Genomic DNA, 14,974 nt, shown 5'->3' with positions numbered 1-14,974 from the left:
TTCGTCGGTGTTCTTGCCGGCACGGGTCTTCAACCCGGCATCGCCGACAGAAACGTTCGCTTAATCTAACTTGCCAATAATCAGTTGTTCGCAGGCTGGTTGAACAGTTGCCTTGGTCGGGGCTTTCTTGCGACTTTGTACTAGAGGAGAGCGTGACCTTGGGCCGTAAAGACGATGTGACCAACGTCACTGTTACCGGACGCGGCAAAACCGCAACTTTCCAGTTAAACCAGCTTTGGCAACAACTTAGCTTGCGGTCGCAATTCCTGATCGTCGCGTCGCTGATCCTCAGCCTTTCAATGGCCATCCTGGGCGAATGGGTGAACCTGCAGATCGCCGCCAGCCAGCTTCAAAGCAGGGCCGACTCGGGAGCTCTCTACATGGAGGGGTTTCTCGCCCGGCATGTCCAATCCGGCGACCTCGGTCCCACCGTGACCTCCGAGGGAATTGAGGAACTCGATGAACTGCTCATCAATCCGGATCTGGCACGCCGCATCGACAGCCTGCGCATCTGGCGGCGCGACGGCCTGATCCTCTACAGCACCGACAAAGCCCTTATCGGAAAGACTTTTCCATCGCCCAGTGTCGAGGCAGCTTTTTTGGGCAAAGTTTCTGCTCACTTGGAAAGTGGGCATGATGATGAAGGAAATTTGTCCCCCGCTGAAGAGAGGCCTCTGATCGAAATCTATGCACCCATCTATCGTGAAGGGACTCGAGACACCTTGGCTGTTGGTGAGGTTTACGAAGACGCAAGCGATTTCATCGAGCGGCGGGACGACGTTCAGAGACGGACTTGGTACATTGTCGCTGCCACCACGCTTGCAATCTTGGCAGCGCTTTATGCGATCGTGCGCCGCGCCGACAACCTGATCGGTGTTCAGCGGAACAGGTTGAAAAGTCAGCTGGCAGACGCAAAGGCCATGGCGCAGCAGAACAGGGACCTGCGGGAACTCGCCAATAAGGCCCGTCTCGAAGCAAGCAAGTCGAACGAGAGCCTTCTCAACCGTATCGGCTCCGATCTGCATGATGGACCGATGCAGCTTCTGGCTTTGCTAATCCTGCGTTTGGGGCAGGCAACGACCAGGACGGAAGACGTACCCGAAAACCTGACCCCCTCCAGTATCGCCACGGAGTGCCTTACGCAGCTGCGAGATCTTTCGACCGGACTTGTCATGCCGCAGATCGACGAACTCTCGCTGGAGGACGCGCTTAGGCTGGCCGTCGACCGGCATCAGTTCACGACAGGAACCTGGGTCGGTGCAAACTACACAAGACTTCCGGTGACGGTGGCAAGCTCGCTTAAAATTTGCCTCTACCGCATTGTTCAGGAAGGTTTGAACAACGCATTTCGCCATGGAAACGGGATCGATCAACATATCGATGCGAGTGCGGACGAACGGAATATTACGATAACCGTCAGCGACGGCGGGCCGGGTTTACCGCTCAATCGGGCCGGTAAAGACCGGCTGCCCCTCGGCTTGCTTGGCATTCACAACAGAGTAGAAGCCTTTAACGGTACGCTCAAGGTGAGGAGACGCGACGGCCGCCGGACCGAGCTTGTGGTCATTGTTCCACTGAATGGCAATAGCGACTAGATTGAGTACAGTTGATACCCAAGCACACACTACAACTAAACCGTGTACAAACAAAAAATATATTCGATATAACAATAATATGCAAAATTGTTGTTTCGCATTGATTTATAAAATCCGAGATCAACAGACCGGCCCATACCTAATCAGTATAGCTAGAGACTACTCGCATGGACATGAAACTTCCGCGAGGTTATAGCTATGTCCGGGAGGGTTGGTATCAATCATGAAATCAATTTCGCTGGCCCTGGCCGACGATCATCCATTAATGCTTTCTGGTCTTTTGGAATTATTTAAAACTGAAGAAGAATTTGAAGTAGTCGGGACGGGGTCCAACGCGGATGAAGCACTTGAGGTCGGCCTTCGATCGGCACCAGATGTGTTCATCGTCGATATCATGATGCCAGGAAACGTATTCGACACCATTCTGAAACTGGTGAGATACGGCGGGAAGACAAAGGTGCTCGCTTTCAGCGCGATGTCACGATCAGACATCGCGATCAAGACCCTGGATGCCGGAGCGAGCGGCTATGTTCTCAAAGGCAGCAGCCCGCAGGAACTTATTGAAGGCGTCAAGGCCGTGCATCGCGGCGAAACCTTTATCACTCGTGCTCTGGCATGCAAACTGGTTGAAGAACAGAGACTGGCTTCCCTGCGTGTCGCTGCCGGTCCACCGGTTAAACTGAGCATTCGGGAGGCCCAGATCATCGCAATGCTGACACGCGGTTGCACCAACCGCCAGATCGCCTCCGAGCTGAAAATCAGCGAAAAGACCGTCAAAAATTACATGACTGTCCTGATGCAGAAGCTGAACGTTCGCAATCGCCTTGAGGTTTTGATTGCCGCGCAGAAACTCGACCATGACGGTGCACCAGTACTGCGCCATTGACAGACCCTGTCACCGTTCCAGAGGTTCACTCTCGACATTTAGTCGCGGTAACGGGTGCCATTGTTGCGTGAGGTACAGCACGGTTTTTCTTGTCGCGACGGAAGCGCACCCGGATGCCTTTTGCCGCGACGTCGTCATCGAGCTCGAAGCTGCCTGTCGTTTTGCAGCAGGCTTCTTCCCGCAGATGGGGGCCTGAACAACCTAACGCCGGAGGTCGATGCATAAACCGACAGTCGCCAGGAAGGGACAGTCGACAGGAAAGCGTCCTGGTTCTCAGAGGCAGCCCGTGCCTATCCCAGCCGCCCGCAAAACACGTCCATAGCCTCCAGAACGATTTGGCCGTCGACGGTCTGCGGCGCAAACCCCGGCATCGGCAGAACCTCGGCAATCACCACGCCCTTCGGCAGGTCGACCGTTTGCGGGCCACGGTGCAGGTTGAAGATGAACAGCAGCTTCTGGCCGCCTCTTTCCCGCGTGAAAGCCAGGATGTCCTGGTTGGTTTCGAGGAATGTCATCGCGCCGTCGAGCAGCGGCGCATGCGCCTTTCTGAAGGCCAGCGTCTGCCGGTAGTGATCGAGAACTGACCCGGTGCCCGCCTGCTGATCGGCAGCGAGCGGCAGATGTTCGGCGGGAACCGGCAACCACGGTTTGGCACTGGAGAAACCGGCATGATCAGCCGCCTTTTCCCAGACCATCGGCGTACGGCATCCATCCCGCCCCTTGAAGGCCGGCCAGAATCGGATGCCGTAGGGATCACGCAAGTCCGCCAGTTCGAGTTCGGCTTCCGGCAGCGCCAGTTCCTCGCCCTGATAGAGGCAGATCGAGCCACGCAGCGCTGAAAGCACCGAGATCGCCAGTTTGGCAACCCGCTCGCGTTCCTCGGCCGTTTGCGTGAACCGGCTGATATGACGGGTGACGTCGTGGTTGGAAAAAGCCCAGCACACCCAGCCGTCGGTGACCGCATCCTGAAAGGCCTGAACGCAGCGGCGAATATGGGTGGCGGTAAAATCCGGCCCCAAAAGGTCGAACGTGTAGCACATATGCAGCTTGTCGCCGCCGCCGGTGTAGGCGGCCACTGTCTTCAGCGAACGTGCGCCATCGCCGACTTCGCCGACCGACGCCCGATCGCCGAACTCGTCGAGCAAAGCACGAAACCGCTGCAGGAAGCCGATATTTTCCGGCTGCGTCTTGTCATAGAGATGGTTCTGCATTCCGTAGGGATTGACGTCGGGTGCATCCAGACCGATGGCGTCGGGATCATAGACCAGCGGCGGATTATCGCGCAGCTCCTTGTCGTGGAAATAGAAGTTCACTGTGTCGAGCCGGAACCCATCGACACCGCGCTTCAGCCAGAAGCGCACGGTCTCCAGCAGCGCTTCCTGCACATCCGGATTGTGGAAGTTGAGGTCCGGCTGCGAGCCCAAGAAATTGTGCATATAATACTGCTTGCGCACGCCGTCCCATTCCCAGCCCGGCCCGCCAAAGATCGACATCCAGTTGTTGGGCGCCGTGCCGTCCGGTTTTGGATCGGCCCAGACATACCAGTCGGCTTTCGGGTTGGTGCGATCCGAGCGGCTTTCCCTGAACCAGGGGTGCTGGTCGGACGTGTGGGAGATCACCTGGTCGATGATGATCTTGATGCCGAGCTGGTGCGCTTTCTTCAGCAGGGCGTCGAAATCGGCGAGTGTGCCGAATATCGGATCGACATCGCAATAGTCCGAAACGTCGTAGCCCATGTCGGCCATCGGCGAGGTGAAGAAGGGCGACAGCCAGATGGCGTCGACGCCGAGGCCGGCTATATGCGGCAGCCGCTGCGTCACCCCCTTGAGGTCGCCCAGGCCATCCCCCGTCGTATCCTGGAAGGAGCGTGGATAGACTTGGTAGATCACCGCGCCGCGCCACCAATCGGGGTTGGACTTCAAGGGAGATGCCATCAAAAAGCTCCGCGATCACAAGGATATGCTGCAAGATGTATCGTTGCTGCAGGTGCGAGTAAACGGCCGTTGCGGCTGTTTGCGGCAATTGACCAACTGCGATGCAAAAATGACGATTCAAGGCGTTTGGCGCGAGAGCGCAGGAACCGTCGCGACGGCCGCATCCGCTTGCCTTCCGTCCCGGTAAGCCGTATCTCCGCTGTCGCAAGGACGTGAAGAGCGGGAGAATTTCATGGCGGGCAAGTTGCTTTCGATCGGCGAATGCATGGTGGAACTGATGCAGGCCGAAGGTGATCACTTGCGCAAGGGCTATGCTGGCGACACGTTCAACACCGCCTACTACGCCCGGCTGTTCCTTCCGGGCGACTGGTCGGTCGATTATCTGACCGCCGTCGGAACCGATACGGTGTCCGACGAGATGCTGGCCTTCATCGACAAGACCGGCGTCGGAACGGGCTTCATCCGCCGCATCGAGGGCCGTTCGCCGGGGCTCTACATGATCCACCTGAAAGACGGCGAGCGCAGCTTTTCTTACTGGCGCTCCGTCTCGGCCGCAAAGACCCTGGCCGACGATGCCGCCCATCTGCGCGCCGCAATCGAAGCCTCCGATATCATCGTCTTTTCCGGCATCACGCTCGCCATCCTGGCACCGTCCGCCGTCGAGACGCTGTCGTCCGAACTGCGCCGCACCAAGGCGGCAGGCAAGCGGGTCGTCTTCGACCCCAATATCCGCCCGCGCCTGTGGGACGACAAGAGCTATATGCTCGAAACGATCTCGGCCGGCGCCCGCGCGGCCAACCTCGTCATGCCGAGCTTCGATGACGAAGCGGTGCATTTCGGCGATGAAGATATCGCGGCAACCATCGCGCGCTATCGCGGTCTGGGCGCCGAAAACATTGTCGTCAAGGACGGGCCAAACGGCGTGACGCTCAGCTTCGGCGAAGCACCGCTCCAGTTTGTCCCCTCCGCCAAGGTCGAGAAGATCGTCGACACGACCAGTGCCGGCGACAGCTTCAACGGCGCCTTCCTTGCCAAGTATGCCGTTGATGGCGATGCCCACGCTGCGGCGCTATTTGCGGCGGAAACGGCAGCGGCCGTCATCCAGCATCACGGAGCGCTTGTCTCGAAGGATAAGCTCGAACGCAGCATTCAGGTGTGAATGTTGCAATTTCGGCTTTTCAGCCTTACCTTTGGTCAACCTTAGCCAAGGGGAATTTCGATGACCACCGTCAATATGCTGGAAGCCAAGACGCGCCTTTCTCAACTTGTCAGCGCCGTTGAAAGCGGCGCGGAAGACGAGATCATCATTGCGCGCGACGGCAAACCGGCGGCAAGGCTGGTGCCGTTGGCACAAAGCGAAAAAAAGGGAATGCGGCTAGGTCTTCTGCAGGGCCAGTTTCCACCGATGTCGCTCGAAGATTTCAACGCCCTCGATGAAGAGGTGGCCAGGCTTTTCGGGTTGAAGGACGAATGAACCTTCTGCTGGATACGCATGTTGCGATATGGGCGATTTCGTCGCCTGACATGCTGTCCGCCAAAATCAAGGCCATTCTCAGGGATCCGGACAATCAGACGTATATTTCGACAGCCAGCATTTGGGAAATTTCAATCAAGTTCATGGCCGGCAGAGACAAGGCGATACCGTTCAGCGGGTACGAGGCTATCCGTCATTTCACCAACGCCGGAAGCCGCATCCTGGACATCACCGCTGAACATGCGGCGGCGACCGAAAAAGTCGTGACGCCGCATGCCGACCCTTTCGATCGCCTGCTGATCGCGCAGGCCATCACCGAGCCGCTGATCCTGGTCACCCGCGACAGCAAGATAGCTACCTATAGCCCGACCTTCATCACCTGGTAGGGGCCCAAGCTCATTCCAGGCCCTACCGCTTCTTCTTGCGGTTCTCGAACGGATTTTCCGATGCTCGCAAATGAATACGGATCGGCACGCCCGGCATCTCGAAATCGGCGCGCAGGCCGTTTGTCAGATAGCGGATATAGCTTTCCGGAACGGATTCCGGACGCGTGCAGGAAATCATGAAGCCCGGCGGGCGGGCCTTGACCTGGGTCATGTATTTCAGCTTCAGGCGACGGCCGGAAACGGCCGGCGGCGGATGCTGGATCTGCTGCGATTCCAGCCACTTGTTGAGCTTGGCGGTGGAGATGCGGCGGTTCCAGGTCTTGTCCGTGTCGATGATCGACTGCATCAACTTGTCGAGGCCATAGCCGGTCTGGCCGGAAATCGGCACGGCGCGGATGCCGCGCACCTGCGGCAAAAGACGTTCGGTCTTTTCACGCAGATCGGCCAATAGCGCCTGGGTGTCTTCGACGAGATCCCATTTGTTGAAGGCAAGGATCGCGGCGCGGCCTTCGCGGGCAACGAGATCGACCAGCTGCAGGTCCTGCTTTTCGAACGGAATGGTCGCATCGAAGACGATGACGACGGATTCGGCAAAACGGATCGAGCGCAGGCTGTCGGCAACCGAGAGCTTTTCGAGTTTCTCCTGCACGCGCGCCTTCTTGCGCATGCCGGCGGTGTCGAACATCTTGATGGTGCGGCCGCGCCAGTCCCATTCCACGGAAATGCTGTCGCGCGTAATGCCGGCCTCCGGGCCGGTCAAAAGACGGTCTTCACCGAGGAAGCGATTGATCAGCGTCGACTTGCCGGCATTCGGGCGACCGATGATCGCCACGCGCAGCGGCTTGGTATCATCGTATTCCGGCTCGTAATCGTCATCTTCCAGGTCCTCTTCACCGCGCAGATCGACATTGGTCGCCGGCTCGTCGATCTCAGGCGGAAAGGCGCGGTCTTCGCCGAGTGCTGCGACGATGGCGTCGCGCAGGTCGATCATGCCCTGGCCGTGTTCGGCCGAGATGGCGACAGGCTCGCCGAGGCCGAGCGTGAAGGCATCGTAATAGCCGCCGTCGGAGCCCTTGGCTTCCGACTTGTTGGCAACCAGTACGACAGGCTTGCCGCGGCGGCGCAGCATTTTGCCGAGCGTCTCGTCGGCCGGCGTCAGGCCGTATTTGGCGTCAACGACGAACAGCGTCAGGTCGGCCTCTTCGATGGCTGCTTCCGTCTGCAGCCACATGCGGCCCTGCAGGGTCTCCGGTCCGGACTGCTCAAGGCCGGCGGTATCGATGATGGTGAAGCGCAGATCGACGAGCTTGGCGTCGCCCGGACGGCGGTCGCGGGTCACACCCGGCGTATCGTCGACGAGCGCCAGCTTCTTGCCAACCAGACGGTTGAAAAGCGTCGACTTTCCGACATTGGGGCGCCCAACGATGGCGACGGTGAAGTTCATCGAATAATCCTGTCCTCAGAGCATCCGCAACCGGTCATGCTCCAATGTTGTTTTCTTGGGCGCCCGCTTAGGACGCCTTGCCGCTGGCAGTAATCAGATCGAGCAGCATCTGGGCGCGGTTTGCCAGATTGCGCGGTGTCTCGGCATCATCAGTGATCTGCTGGAACCAGCTCTTGGCCTTGGCCATATCGCCGGCCTTGTAGGCTGCAAGACCGAGAGCCTCGCGGGCCGAATGGCGCATGCCGTTGGCAGGAACGGCGAGCTGCTCGGCCTCGGCCGAAACCTGCTCATAGGTGCCGGTGTCAACCAGAAGATAGGCAGCACGCATGCGGGCAGCATCGCGCATCGCCTGTGGCAGGGCAGTATCCTTGGAGATATCGGAGAAGACTTTGACGGCCCCTGCCGTATCGCCCTTCTGCGCCTGCAGGGTTGCAGCCCGCATCTTGGCCAGAACCGGATAGGCGCCGTAGCCATCCTTTTCGAGCGTGTTCAGCGCTGCAATTGCCTCATCTGTCTTGTTTTCACGGGAAAGGGTCAAGGCTGCGAGGAATTCGTCGCCGGACTTGGAGGCAGAGGTTTCATGCCAGTATTCATAGCCAACCTTGCCGATCGTACCAAGCACGATGAGAATTGCGAGACCGATAATCACGCTACCGAACCGCGTCCAGACGGCTTTCACCTGTTCGGAACGCAGTTCTTCGTTGACCTCGCGGATAAAGCTTTCGTCCTGGTTCGCCATTCCTAAGTTCCGGTTTCCCGGCCTTCCCTGCAAAGATGAATGTAAAGATTTCCGCGCTTCTACCGTATTTTGAGGCTGTTGTAAGGGGGCAGCGCGATTTAGGCCTTCTTAACCCATGACAATCGGCGCAACGCCGATCAGCGCTTCGTGCAACTTCCAGACAAACAGCCCGTAAACGACGAGGGCCGCAAGCACAGCGATGACATCGTATTTGTAGGATACGAACACCGGATGCGTGACGCTGCCGGCACGCCAGCGGCGCTTCGCCGAGATACGCAAAAGCACGCCCCAGACCAGGAACGTGCCGAACAGCAGCACCGAATTGCCCTCGCCATTGGCCATCAGATGCGCCACTGCCCAGATCTTGATGGCGAGGATAGCCGGATGTTTTGTTGCTGCCTTGATCCTGCCGGCAGGCAGGAAGGCGGCCGCCAGACAGATGAAGGAAATCAGCATCAGCGTCACTGCGATATGGGTGAAAAATTTCGGCGGCGTGTAGAGAATGCCGGTCGTTGCCCGGGAAATATCGAAGCCGTAGGCAATCAGACAGAGGCCCAAGAGAGCACAAAAACCGTGAATGGCATGCCACAGCCCGGTGCCGCCCTGCTCGACGACCGTAGCGCGAAGGCCAGGCGCGAAGCTCTTGATCAGATGGATACCGAGGAAGATGACGATACCGAGAATGAGAAAGGCCATGAAGGACACCCGTGACTGTTATGAATTGCGAACTACCGCATACCGGTAACGCAGCCGGTTTTCCAGTCCGATCAAAGGATTGCCGCATTCTGGGCTCAAGGGTCGCAGTTCCGCATTCGCCGTCCAAGGTTTTCGCATGTCCAGATTTTCCGCAGCACCTTGTCTTGCCGTTGCAATGGCATTGGTCCCCACCCTCGCCCACGCCGTCGAGCCTCCGGTACCGGCGGACCGCAAGCAACTCGTCATCATCTCGTTCGACGGCGCGCACGACAACAAGCTCTGGGAAAAGAGCCTCGACATGGCCAGGCGCACCGGCGCGCATTTCACCTATTTCCTCTCCTGCACATTCCTGATGACCAGGGCGGAGGGCGGCAAGGCCTATCAGGCACCGGGCCACAAAGCCGGACGCTCGAATGTTGGGTTCGCCCAGAGCCGCGAAGAGATCCAGACCCGTGTGCGCCATATCTGGCAGGCCCGTCAGGCTGGTCACGATATCGGCAGCCATGCCTGCGGCCATTTCGACGGCAAAGGCTGGACTGCTGCCGACTGGAAACGGGAATTCTCCGCCTTCAACGCAGCTTTGGTCAACGCCTGGAAGGCCGGCGGCATCGCCAGCGAGGAGCCGCAGGGCTGGGCCGATTTCGCCGCCCACGACATTAGAGGGTTTCGCGCACCCTATCTCTCGTTAAGCGACGGTCTGCTGCCTGCCTTGAAACAAGACGGCTTCAACTATGACGCCAGCCTTGTGACCAAGGGACCGGGCTGGCCGTCCGACGCCGATGGATTGCCGCGCTTCGGCCTGCCGCTCATTCCCGAAGGGCCGCAACAGCGCCGGGTGATCGGCATGGACTACAATCTGTTCGTTCGCCATTCCATGGGCATCGAGAACCGCAAGGACAGCGTCGCCTTCGAAGAACGCACGCTCGACGCCTATCGCAAGGCTTTTCAGAAGGAATATGCCGGCAACCGCATTCCCCTGCAGCTGGGTTTCCATTTCGTCGAAATGAACGGTGGTGCCTATTGGCGGGCCCTCGACCGGTTCCTGACCGAAACCTGCAGCAAACCGGACGTCGCCTGCGTCAGCTATGCCCAGGCGCTACCGCTGATCGCCAAACAGCAAAAGGCGGATCGCTCCGCCTTTTGAGTGTTGTTCTGTTTTAGACCCTAACAGGCTCGTCATCTTCAGTCTGACGCTGAAGATAGTTTTGATCAATCACGGGAAGAGGCTCGTCGTAAATGGCAGCCTCGAATGCTTTCAGACGCTTATAGATCGACAGCAGTTCCACAATCGTTGTCCAGGAATTGACGAGATACTGGAAGGAATCTCTCACCTGTCCAAACACGTTCTGGATTTGCCCCATAACGCCGAGTGTCAACTTGCCGGCGACGATCGAGGGAACGAGAACGAATGTTCCAAACAGATTGTCCGCCTGAAGATAAAAGATGCGGGCAATATTGAAATACATGTAGTGGAAATACAGGCGAAAGTAGTTTTTCCTGACGTTGTCGAAAAGCTGCGCAACCGTCGGTGGCTGCGCACGATCAGCATGATCCTCCCCGTACACTAATTCCTTACGATAAGCCGCCTCGACCCGCTGGTTTCGAAATTCAAGGCCTGGCAGCTTGATGCCAACGAGCCCAAGGAAGAATGTTCCGAATAGCGACCAGCCAATAGCAGCCCAGACCAGCGCATGCGGAATTTCGCCGATAAAAGGCAGCACGGTCACGGTACTTGAGAACTTGAAGAGCACGGGCAGAAAGGCGACGAGGGTCATGATCGAACTGACAAAGCTGACGCCGAGCCCCTCCATAGTGCGCGAAAAGCGCATCGTATCGTCTTGAACACGCTGTGATGCGCCTTCAATGTGACGCAGCTTATCCCAGTGGGACATGTAGAAATTGTTCATCGCGGTACGCCAGCGGAAGACATAGTGACTGACGAAGAAAAGATTTAGCGTACCGATAGTGATGGCAACGAAGGCGATACCTGCAAAGCCGATCATGCCGACATAAATGTCCATCTCCGTCGGGATCGGGTCAGTGCGGGCAAGCGCCCGCTGGATCATATCGTAAAACGGCCCGTACCAAGCATTTAGAGCGACACTCACCTGGACTGAGAAATAGGTATTGAAGATGATGAACGCCGTCCCAAGCACCGACCACATTTGCCAAGGGTGCGGTCTGAATGTCATCCAAAATGCGGAGAACAGCGCAACCATAATTGCGTAATAGATATAGAACCAGAGGAACGGTAACGACCAGAAGACCGAAACCCCGATTACAGCTTCCTTTCCCGGTTGAAGCGGCGGAAGTCCGATCAGAGCGCCAAATTGCTCGCCGCCGCTGTACCAGACGATCATGGAAAGCAAGGACCATAAGATGGCGGATGGAAAGAACAGGCGTGGATTGGGAAAGAAGGAAGTGAACAAATCGGACGCTTTCGTTTGACGAAGGTTCAGATGGCAAGTGCGTTGGAACCTAGGGCAAAAGCCCTCACCTGCCAATCACGTCAAGCTAATGTTACGGTTATTTAATTACGGGGGCGATCAGGCTCCTGTGGCGGCGACAATCCGGCGCATTTCCAGCCCGATCAAGGCGGCACAGAAGAGCAGCACCCCGGATGCCAGCAATGTCGGCACCGTGAAACTGCCGCTTCCCTGCGCCAACCAGCCGGCCACCAGAGGTCCGATGATCTGGCCGACACCGAAGGCCGCCGTCATGAAGGCGAGCGCCTTGCGCGGGCTTTGCGGCGCAAGCGCCCGGCCGATCTGCAGACCATAGGCGGTGACCATGATGAAGGTCGCCCCGAGCATCAGCCCGCCGATGAGCGGCGCATAAGGCGATGGCAGGGCAACGACGAGGATAAGACCGATAGCCTCGACCAGCAGCCCCAGCAGATACACGCCGACGATCCCGAGCCTCGGGACGGCGCGGCGCCAGAGATGGACGGAGATTGCTGCAGACAGGCCGGTGATCAGCCAGGCGAGGAATTCGACCGTATGATCGCTCGCCCCTTGCCTCGCCATCGCAACGAGGAAGGTCGCCGTGATGACATAGCCGAAGCCGAACAGGCCGTAAGTCAGCGTGACGACGACCAGCGGCCGGCTCCAGACCAGCGGCTTTTCCCGTTCAGCGGCTTTGCCGGAAGCCGGCCCGGACGGTAGCAGGGCCGCCACGATAATCGTGCCTATGCAGGCAACGAGGGCGCCGCCGAACCACGCGGCCTGCCAATTGGCAAGTCCACCGAAACCCTGGGCGGGCAGCAGAAAGACCATCAGCGAGGAAACGGCGATACCGATACCGACACCGCCGAAATGCACGGATTGCACATGCGGATTGCCCGCCGCCAATCCCCGGCTGAGCACGATCGCCGAGGTAAAGATCATCGTGAAGGCGCTGGCGACACCGGCCAGAAACCGGATGAGGGAAAACAGGAGGAGCGATGACGTCAGGCCCATGGCAAGCAACAGAACCGTGGTCGCGACGAGTGCCGACAGGCTGACCATCCGCTCGCGCCCGGCTGCCCAGCCATAACCCGCAGCGACCGCACCGCCGAGATAGCCCACGAAATTCGCTGAGGCGATCAATCCGGCATCGGCCGGCGTCAGGCTGAGTTCCGTCATCATGCCGGGCAGGATCGGCGTATAGGAAAACCGCCCGAAACCCATGGCGACCGCCATGGCTATGGCACCGGCAAGGGCGGTCGGGGCAAGGTTGTGGGCGGGCACGCGGTCGGGTCTGGTCATGGCCTACCTATTGCAATGCAGCATGGCGATGACAAATGACAAAATCTGATGGTGCCGTTCAACCGCGTGAATGGAACAGCCGTCAGCCCGGCAGGGTGACGACCAGCGGCCCGTTGCGGGTAACGATCACGGTATGCTCGTACTGAACGGTCAGCGCCCGTGGTTCGCTATAGAGCGTCCACTCGTCATCGCCGCCTTCGGCCCATTGCGCACCGAGCGACAGGAAAGGCTCGACGGTAAAAACCATGCCTTCGGTCATCCGCCGCTTTTCATGCTTGTCCGGCCAGGTGGCGATCTCGGTGGGCTCTTCGTGCAGCGAACGGCCGACGCCGTGGCTGGCCAGATTGGTGATCAGAGTATAGCGGTTCTTCTTGGCAAAGGCGCCGATGGCATTGCCGATAGCGGCCAGAGGCTTGCCGGATTTTACCTCGTTCAGCCCCACCCACATGGCGCGTTTGCCGTCGCGGCAAAGGCGTTCGACCGGTGGCTTGACCGGCGGCACGGCAAAGGACGCGCCGGTATCGGCAAACAGTCCGTTCTTCTCGGCGGACACATCGATATTGACGAGATCGCCAGCCTGAATGATGCGGCTCCCTGGAATACCGTGGGCGACTTCCTCGTTGACACTGATGCAGGTGGCGCCGGGAAAATTATAGGTCAGTTCCGGCGCAGACCGGGCGCCGGCATCCTCCAGAACCTTGCGGCCGATGGCGTCAAGTTCCGCCGTGGTCATGCCTGGCTCAAGCGCCGTCGCCATGATCTGGATCGCATTGGCACAAATACGGCCGATGTCCTTCAGCCGCTCCAGGTCTTCGTCGTTGTTGAGTGTCATCGTCTCTCGCTTTCGGCTGCTTATGTAACAAGCCGAAAGCGGCCAATCCAGACACCCACGATGGGAAAATCGCGGAGGTCAGGCGGTTTCCGCCTGTTTCTTTTGCTCTGCCAGCGCCGCGCGCACCAGCGGCGCGACTTTCGTGCCGTAGAGTTCGATGCCACGCAGGATCTGGTCATGCGGCATCGGGCCAATCGCCATCTGCAACAGAAAGCGGTCGTTTTTGAAGATCTTCTGGTGCCGGATGATCTTTTCCGCCACCGTATCGGGATCGCCGAGAAAGAGATTGCCGTCCGGTCCGATCGACTGGTTGAAATGCGCCCGGTTGGTCGGTCCCCAGCCGCGCTCGCGGCCGATGCGGTTCATCACCTCTGCCTGCGGGCCGTAGAACTGGTCGCCGGCCTTGTCATTGGTATCGGCGATGAAGCCATGGACATTGATGCTGGTCTTCAGCTTGGCCGCATCCTGCCCGGCCCGGCGCGCGGCCTCGCGGTAGAGATCAAATAGCGGCGCATAACGCGCCGGCTCGCCACCGATGATCGCCAGCGCCACGGGCAGACCGAGAGCACCGGCCCGCGCCACCGATTGCGGCGTACCGCCGACCGCGATCCAGACAGGCAGCGGATCGTTGACCGGACGCGGATAGACACCACGGCCATTGATCGGCGCGCGCTTCTCGCCCGACCAGGTGACAACCTCGCCATCGCGGATGGCCAGAAGCAGGTCCAGCTTTTCCGAAAACAGCTGATCGTAATCTTCCAGATCGTAGCCGAACAGCGGGAAGGATTCGATGAAAGAGCCCCGCCCCGCCATGATTTCGGCGCGGCCGTTCGAAATCAGGTCGAGCGTTGCAAACTGCTGGAAAACCCTGACGGGATCGTCCGAGCTCAACACGGTGACTGCGCTGGTCAGCTTGATGTTTTTCGTGCGCGAAGCCGCAGCAGCCAGGATCATCGCCGGGGCCGATGCGACATAATCCGGACGGTGATGCTCGCCCAGACCAAAAACATCGAGCCCGACCTGATCGGCCAGCTCGATTTCCTCGATCAGGTGGCGCACCCGCTCCTCACCCTCCCGGCCGCGCCCCTGCGGCGCCTCGGGATGAACATCGCCGAATGTGTAAAGACCAAGTTCCATGCGATTCCTGTCTGTCTGAAAAGACCTGATGGCAAAGAGAATGTTTCGATTACTCAGATAATCAACATTGCGGGCGGATCACAGCACGCCAGTTGAAACAGTGCG

14 protein-coding genes are annotated in these 14,974 nt (G+C 58.8%); 6 read left to right on the top strand and 8 right to left on the bottom strand.

Features of this window, described 5'->3' with window-relative positions:
- The first annotated feature begins 158 nt into the window (after positions 1-158).
- Positions 159-1,595 carry a sensor histidine kinase gene (locus ACP7E6_RS01075; RefSeq protein WP_426227115.1) on the top strand — a complete coding sequence of 479 codons (1,437 nt, stop codon included), beginning with the start codon at positions 159-161 and terminating at the stop codon, positions 1,593-1,595.
- Positions 1,596-1,818: 223 nt separating this feature from the next.
- Positions 1,819-2,481 carry a LuxR C-terminal-related transcriptional regulator gene (locus ACP7E6_RS01070; RefSeq protein ID WP_426227114.1) on the top strand — a complete coding sequence of 221 codons (663 nt, stop codon included), beginning with the start codon at positions 1,819-1,821 and terminating at the stop codon, positions 2,479-2,481.
- A gap of 290 nt (positions 2,482-2,771) precedes the next feature.
- On the opposite strand, the gene ACP7E6_RS01065 is transcribed toward ACP7E6_RS01070, so the two are convergent.
- A complete protein-coding gene (locus tag ACP7E6_RS01065; protein ID WP_426227112.1) occupies positions 2,772-4,415 on the bottom strand; it encodes an alpha-glucosidase family protein in 1,644 nt (547 codons plus the stop codon).
- Positions 4,416-4,647: 232 nt separating this feature from the next.
- Between ACP7E6_RS01065 and ACP7E6_RS01060 the strand changes: the two genes are divergently transcribed.
- Genes ACP7E6_RS01060 through ACP7E6_RS01050 form a run of 3 tightly spaced genes read left to right on the top strand, consistent with a single transcriptional unit; the run spans position 4,648 to position 6,275 of the window.
- Positions 4,648-5,574, top strand: coding sequence for a sugar kinase (locus ACP7E6_RS01060; protein ID WP_426227110.1), 927 nt, complete (start codon positions 4,648-4,650; stop codon positions 5,572-5,574).
- Between the two features lie 60 nt (positions 5,575-5,634).
- On the top strand, positions 5,635-5,889 hold the full coding sequence (locus tag ACP7E6_RS01055; RefSeq protein WP_264223361.1) for a type II toxin-antitoxin system Phd/YefM family antitoxin: 255 nt from the start codon (positions 5,635-5,637) through the stop codon (positions 5,887-5,889).
- Positions 5,886-6,275 carry a type II toxin-antitoxin system VapC family toxin gene (locus tag ACP7E6_RS01050; RefSeq protein ID WP_426227108.1) on the top strand — a complete coding sequence of 130 codons (390 nt, stop codon included), beginning with the start codon at positions 5,886-5,888 and terminating at the stop codon, positions 6,273-6,275. The genes ACP7E6_RS01055 and ACP7E6_RS01050 overlap by 4 nt, the downstream gene beginning before the upstream one ends.
- 22 nt (positions 6,276-6,297) lie before the next feature.
- Here the strand turns inward: ACP7E6_RS01050 and der are convergent, their stop codons facing one another.
- The 3 genes from der to ACP7E6_RS01035 all read right to left on the bottom strand — a co-directional run bounded on the left by der (position 6,298) and on the right by ACP7E6_RS01035 (position 9,154).
- On the bottom strand, positions 6,298-7,719 hold the full coding sequence (der, locus tag ACP7E6_RS01045; protein WP_113312766.1) for a ribosome biogenesis GTPase Der: 1,422 nt from the start codon (positions 7,717-7,719) through the stop codon (positions 6,298-6,300).
- A 67-nt stretch (positions 7,720-7,786) separates the two neighbouring features.
- Positions 7,787-8,458 (bottom strand): tetratricopeptide repeat protein, encoded by a 672-nt coding sequence (locus ACP7E6_RS01040; RefSeq protein ID WP_426227106.1) that lies wholly within the window; start codon positions 8,456-8,458, stop codon positions 7,787-7,789.
- A 108-nt stretch (positions 8,459-8,566) separates the two neighbouring features.
- Positions 8,567-9,154: an NnrU family protein gene (locus ACP7E6_RS01035; protein ID WP_426227104.1), complete on the bottom strand. Its 588-nt coding sequence runs from the start codon at positions 9,152-9,154 to the stop codon at positions 8,567-8,569.
- A 136-nt stretch (positions 9,155-9,290) separates the two neighbouring features.
- Here ACP7E6_RS01035 and ACP7E6_RS01030 point away from each other — a divergent pair, with 136 nt between their 5' ends.
- On the top strand, positions 9,291-10,298 hold the full coding sequence (locus tag ACP7E6_RS01030) for a polysaccharide deacetylase family protein (protein ID WP_426227103.1): 1,008 nt from the start codon (positions 9,291-9,293) through the stop codon (positions 10,296-10,298).
- Between the two features lie 13 nt (positions 10,299-10,311).
- On the opposite strand, the gene sbmA is transcribed toward ACP7E6_RS01030, so the two are convergent.
- From sbmA to ACP7E6_RS01010, 4 genes are all read right to left on the bottom strand, one after another.
- Entirely contained in the window at positions 10,312-11,583 is a 1,272-nt protein-coding gene (gene sbmA, locus ACP7E6_RS01025; RefSeq protein WP_426227102.1) for a peptide antibiotic transporter SbmA, read from the bottom strand.
- Positions 11,584-11,700: 117 nt separating this feature from the next.
- Entirely contained in the window at positions 11,701-12,900 is a 1,200-nt protein-coding gene (locus ACP7E6_RS01020; protein WP_426227101.1) for an MFS transporter, read from the bottom strand.
- An 82-nt stretch (positions 12,901-12,982) separates the two neighbouring features.
- On the bottom strand, positions 12,983-13,732 hold the full coding sequence (map, locus tag ACP7E6_RS01015) for a type I methionyl aminopeptidase (RefSeq protein WP_426227100.1): 750 nt from the start codon (positions 13,730-13,732) through the stop codon (positions 12,983-12,985).
- A 78-nt stretch (positions 13,733-13,810) separates the two neighbouring features.
- Positions 13,811-14,869, bottom strand: coding sequence for an LLM class flavin-dependent oxidoreductase (locus ACP7E6_RS01010; protein ID WP_426227098.1), 1,059 nt, complete (start codon positions 14,867-14,869; stop codon positions 13,811-13,813).
- Positions 14,870-14,974: the final 105 nt, after the last annotated feature.

This window comes from Pararhizobium sp. DWP3-4 (genome assembly GCF_049898205.1).
Classification (GTDB): Bacteria; Pseudomonadota; Alphaproteobacteria; order Rhizobiales; family Rhizobiaceae; genus Pararhizobium.
The sequence above is the reverse complement of the archived record's forward strand: the minus strand, read 5'-3'. Positions and strand labels throughout refer to the sequence as shown.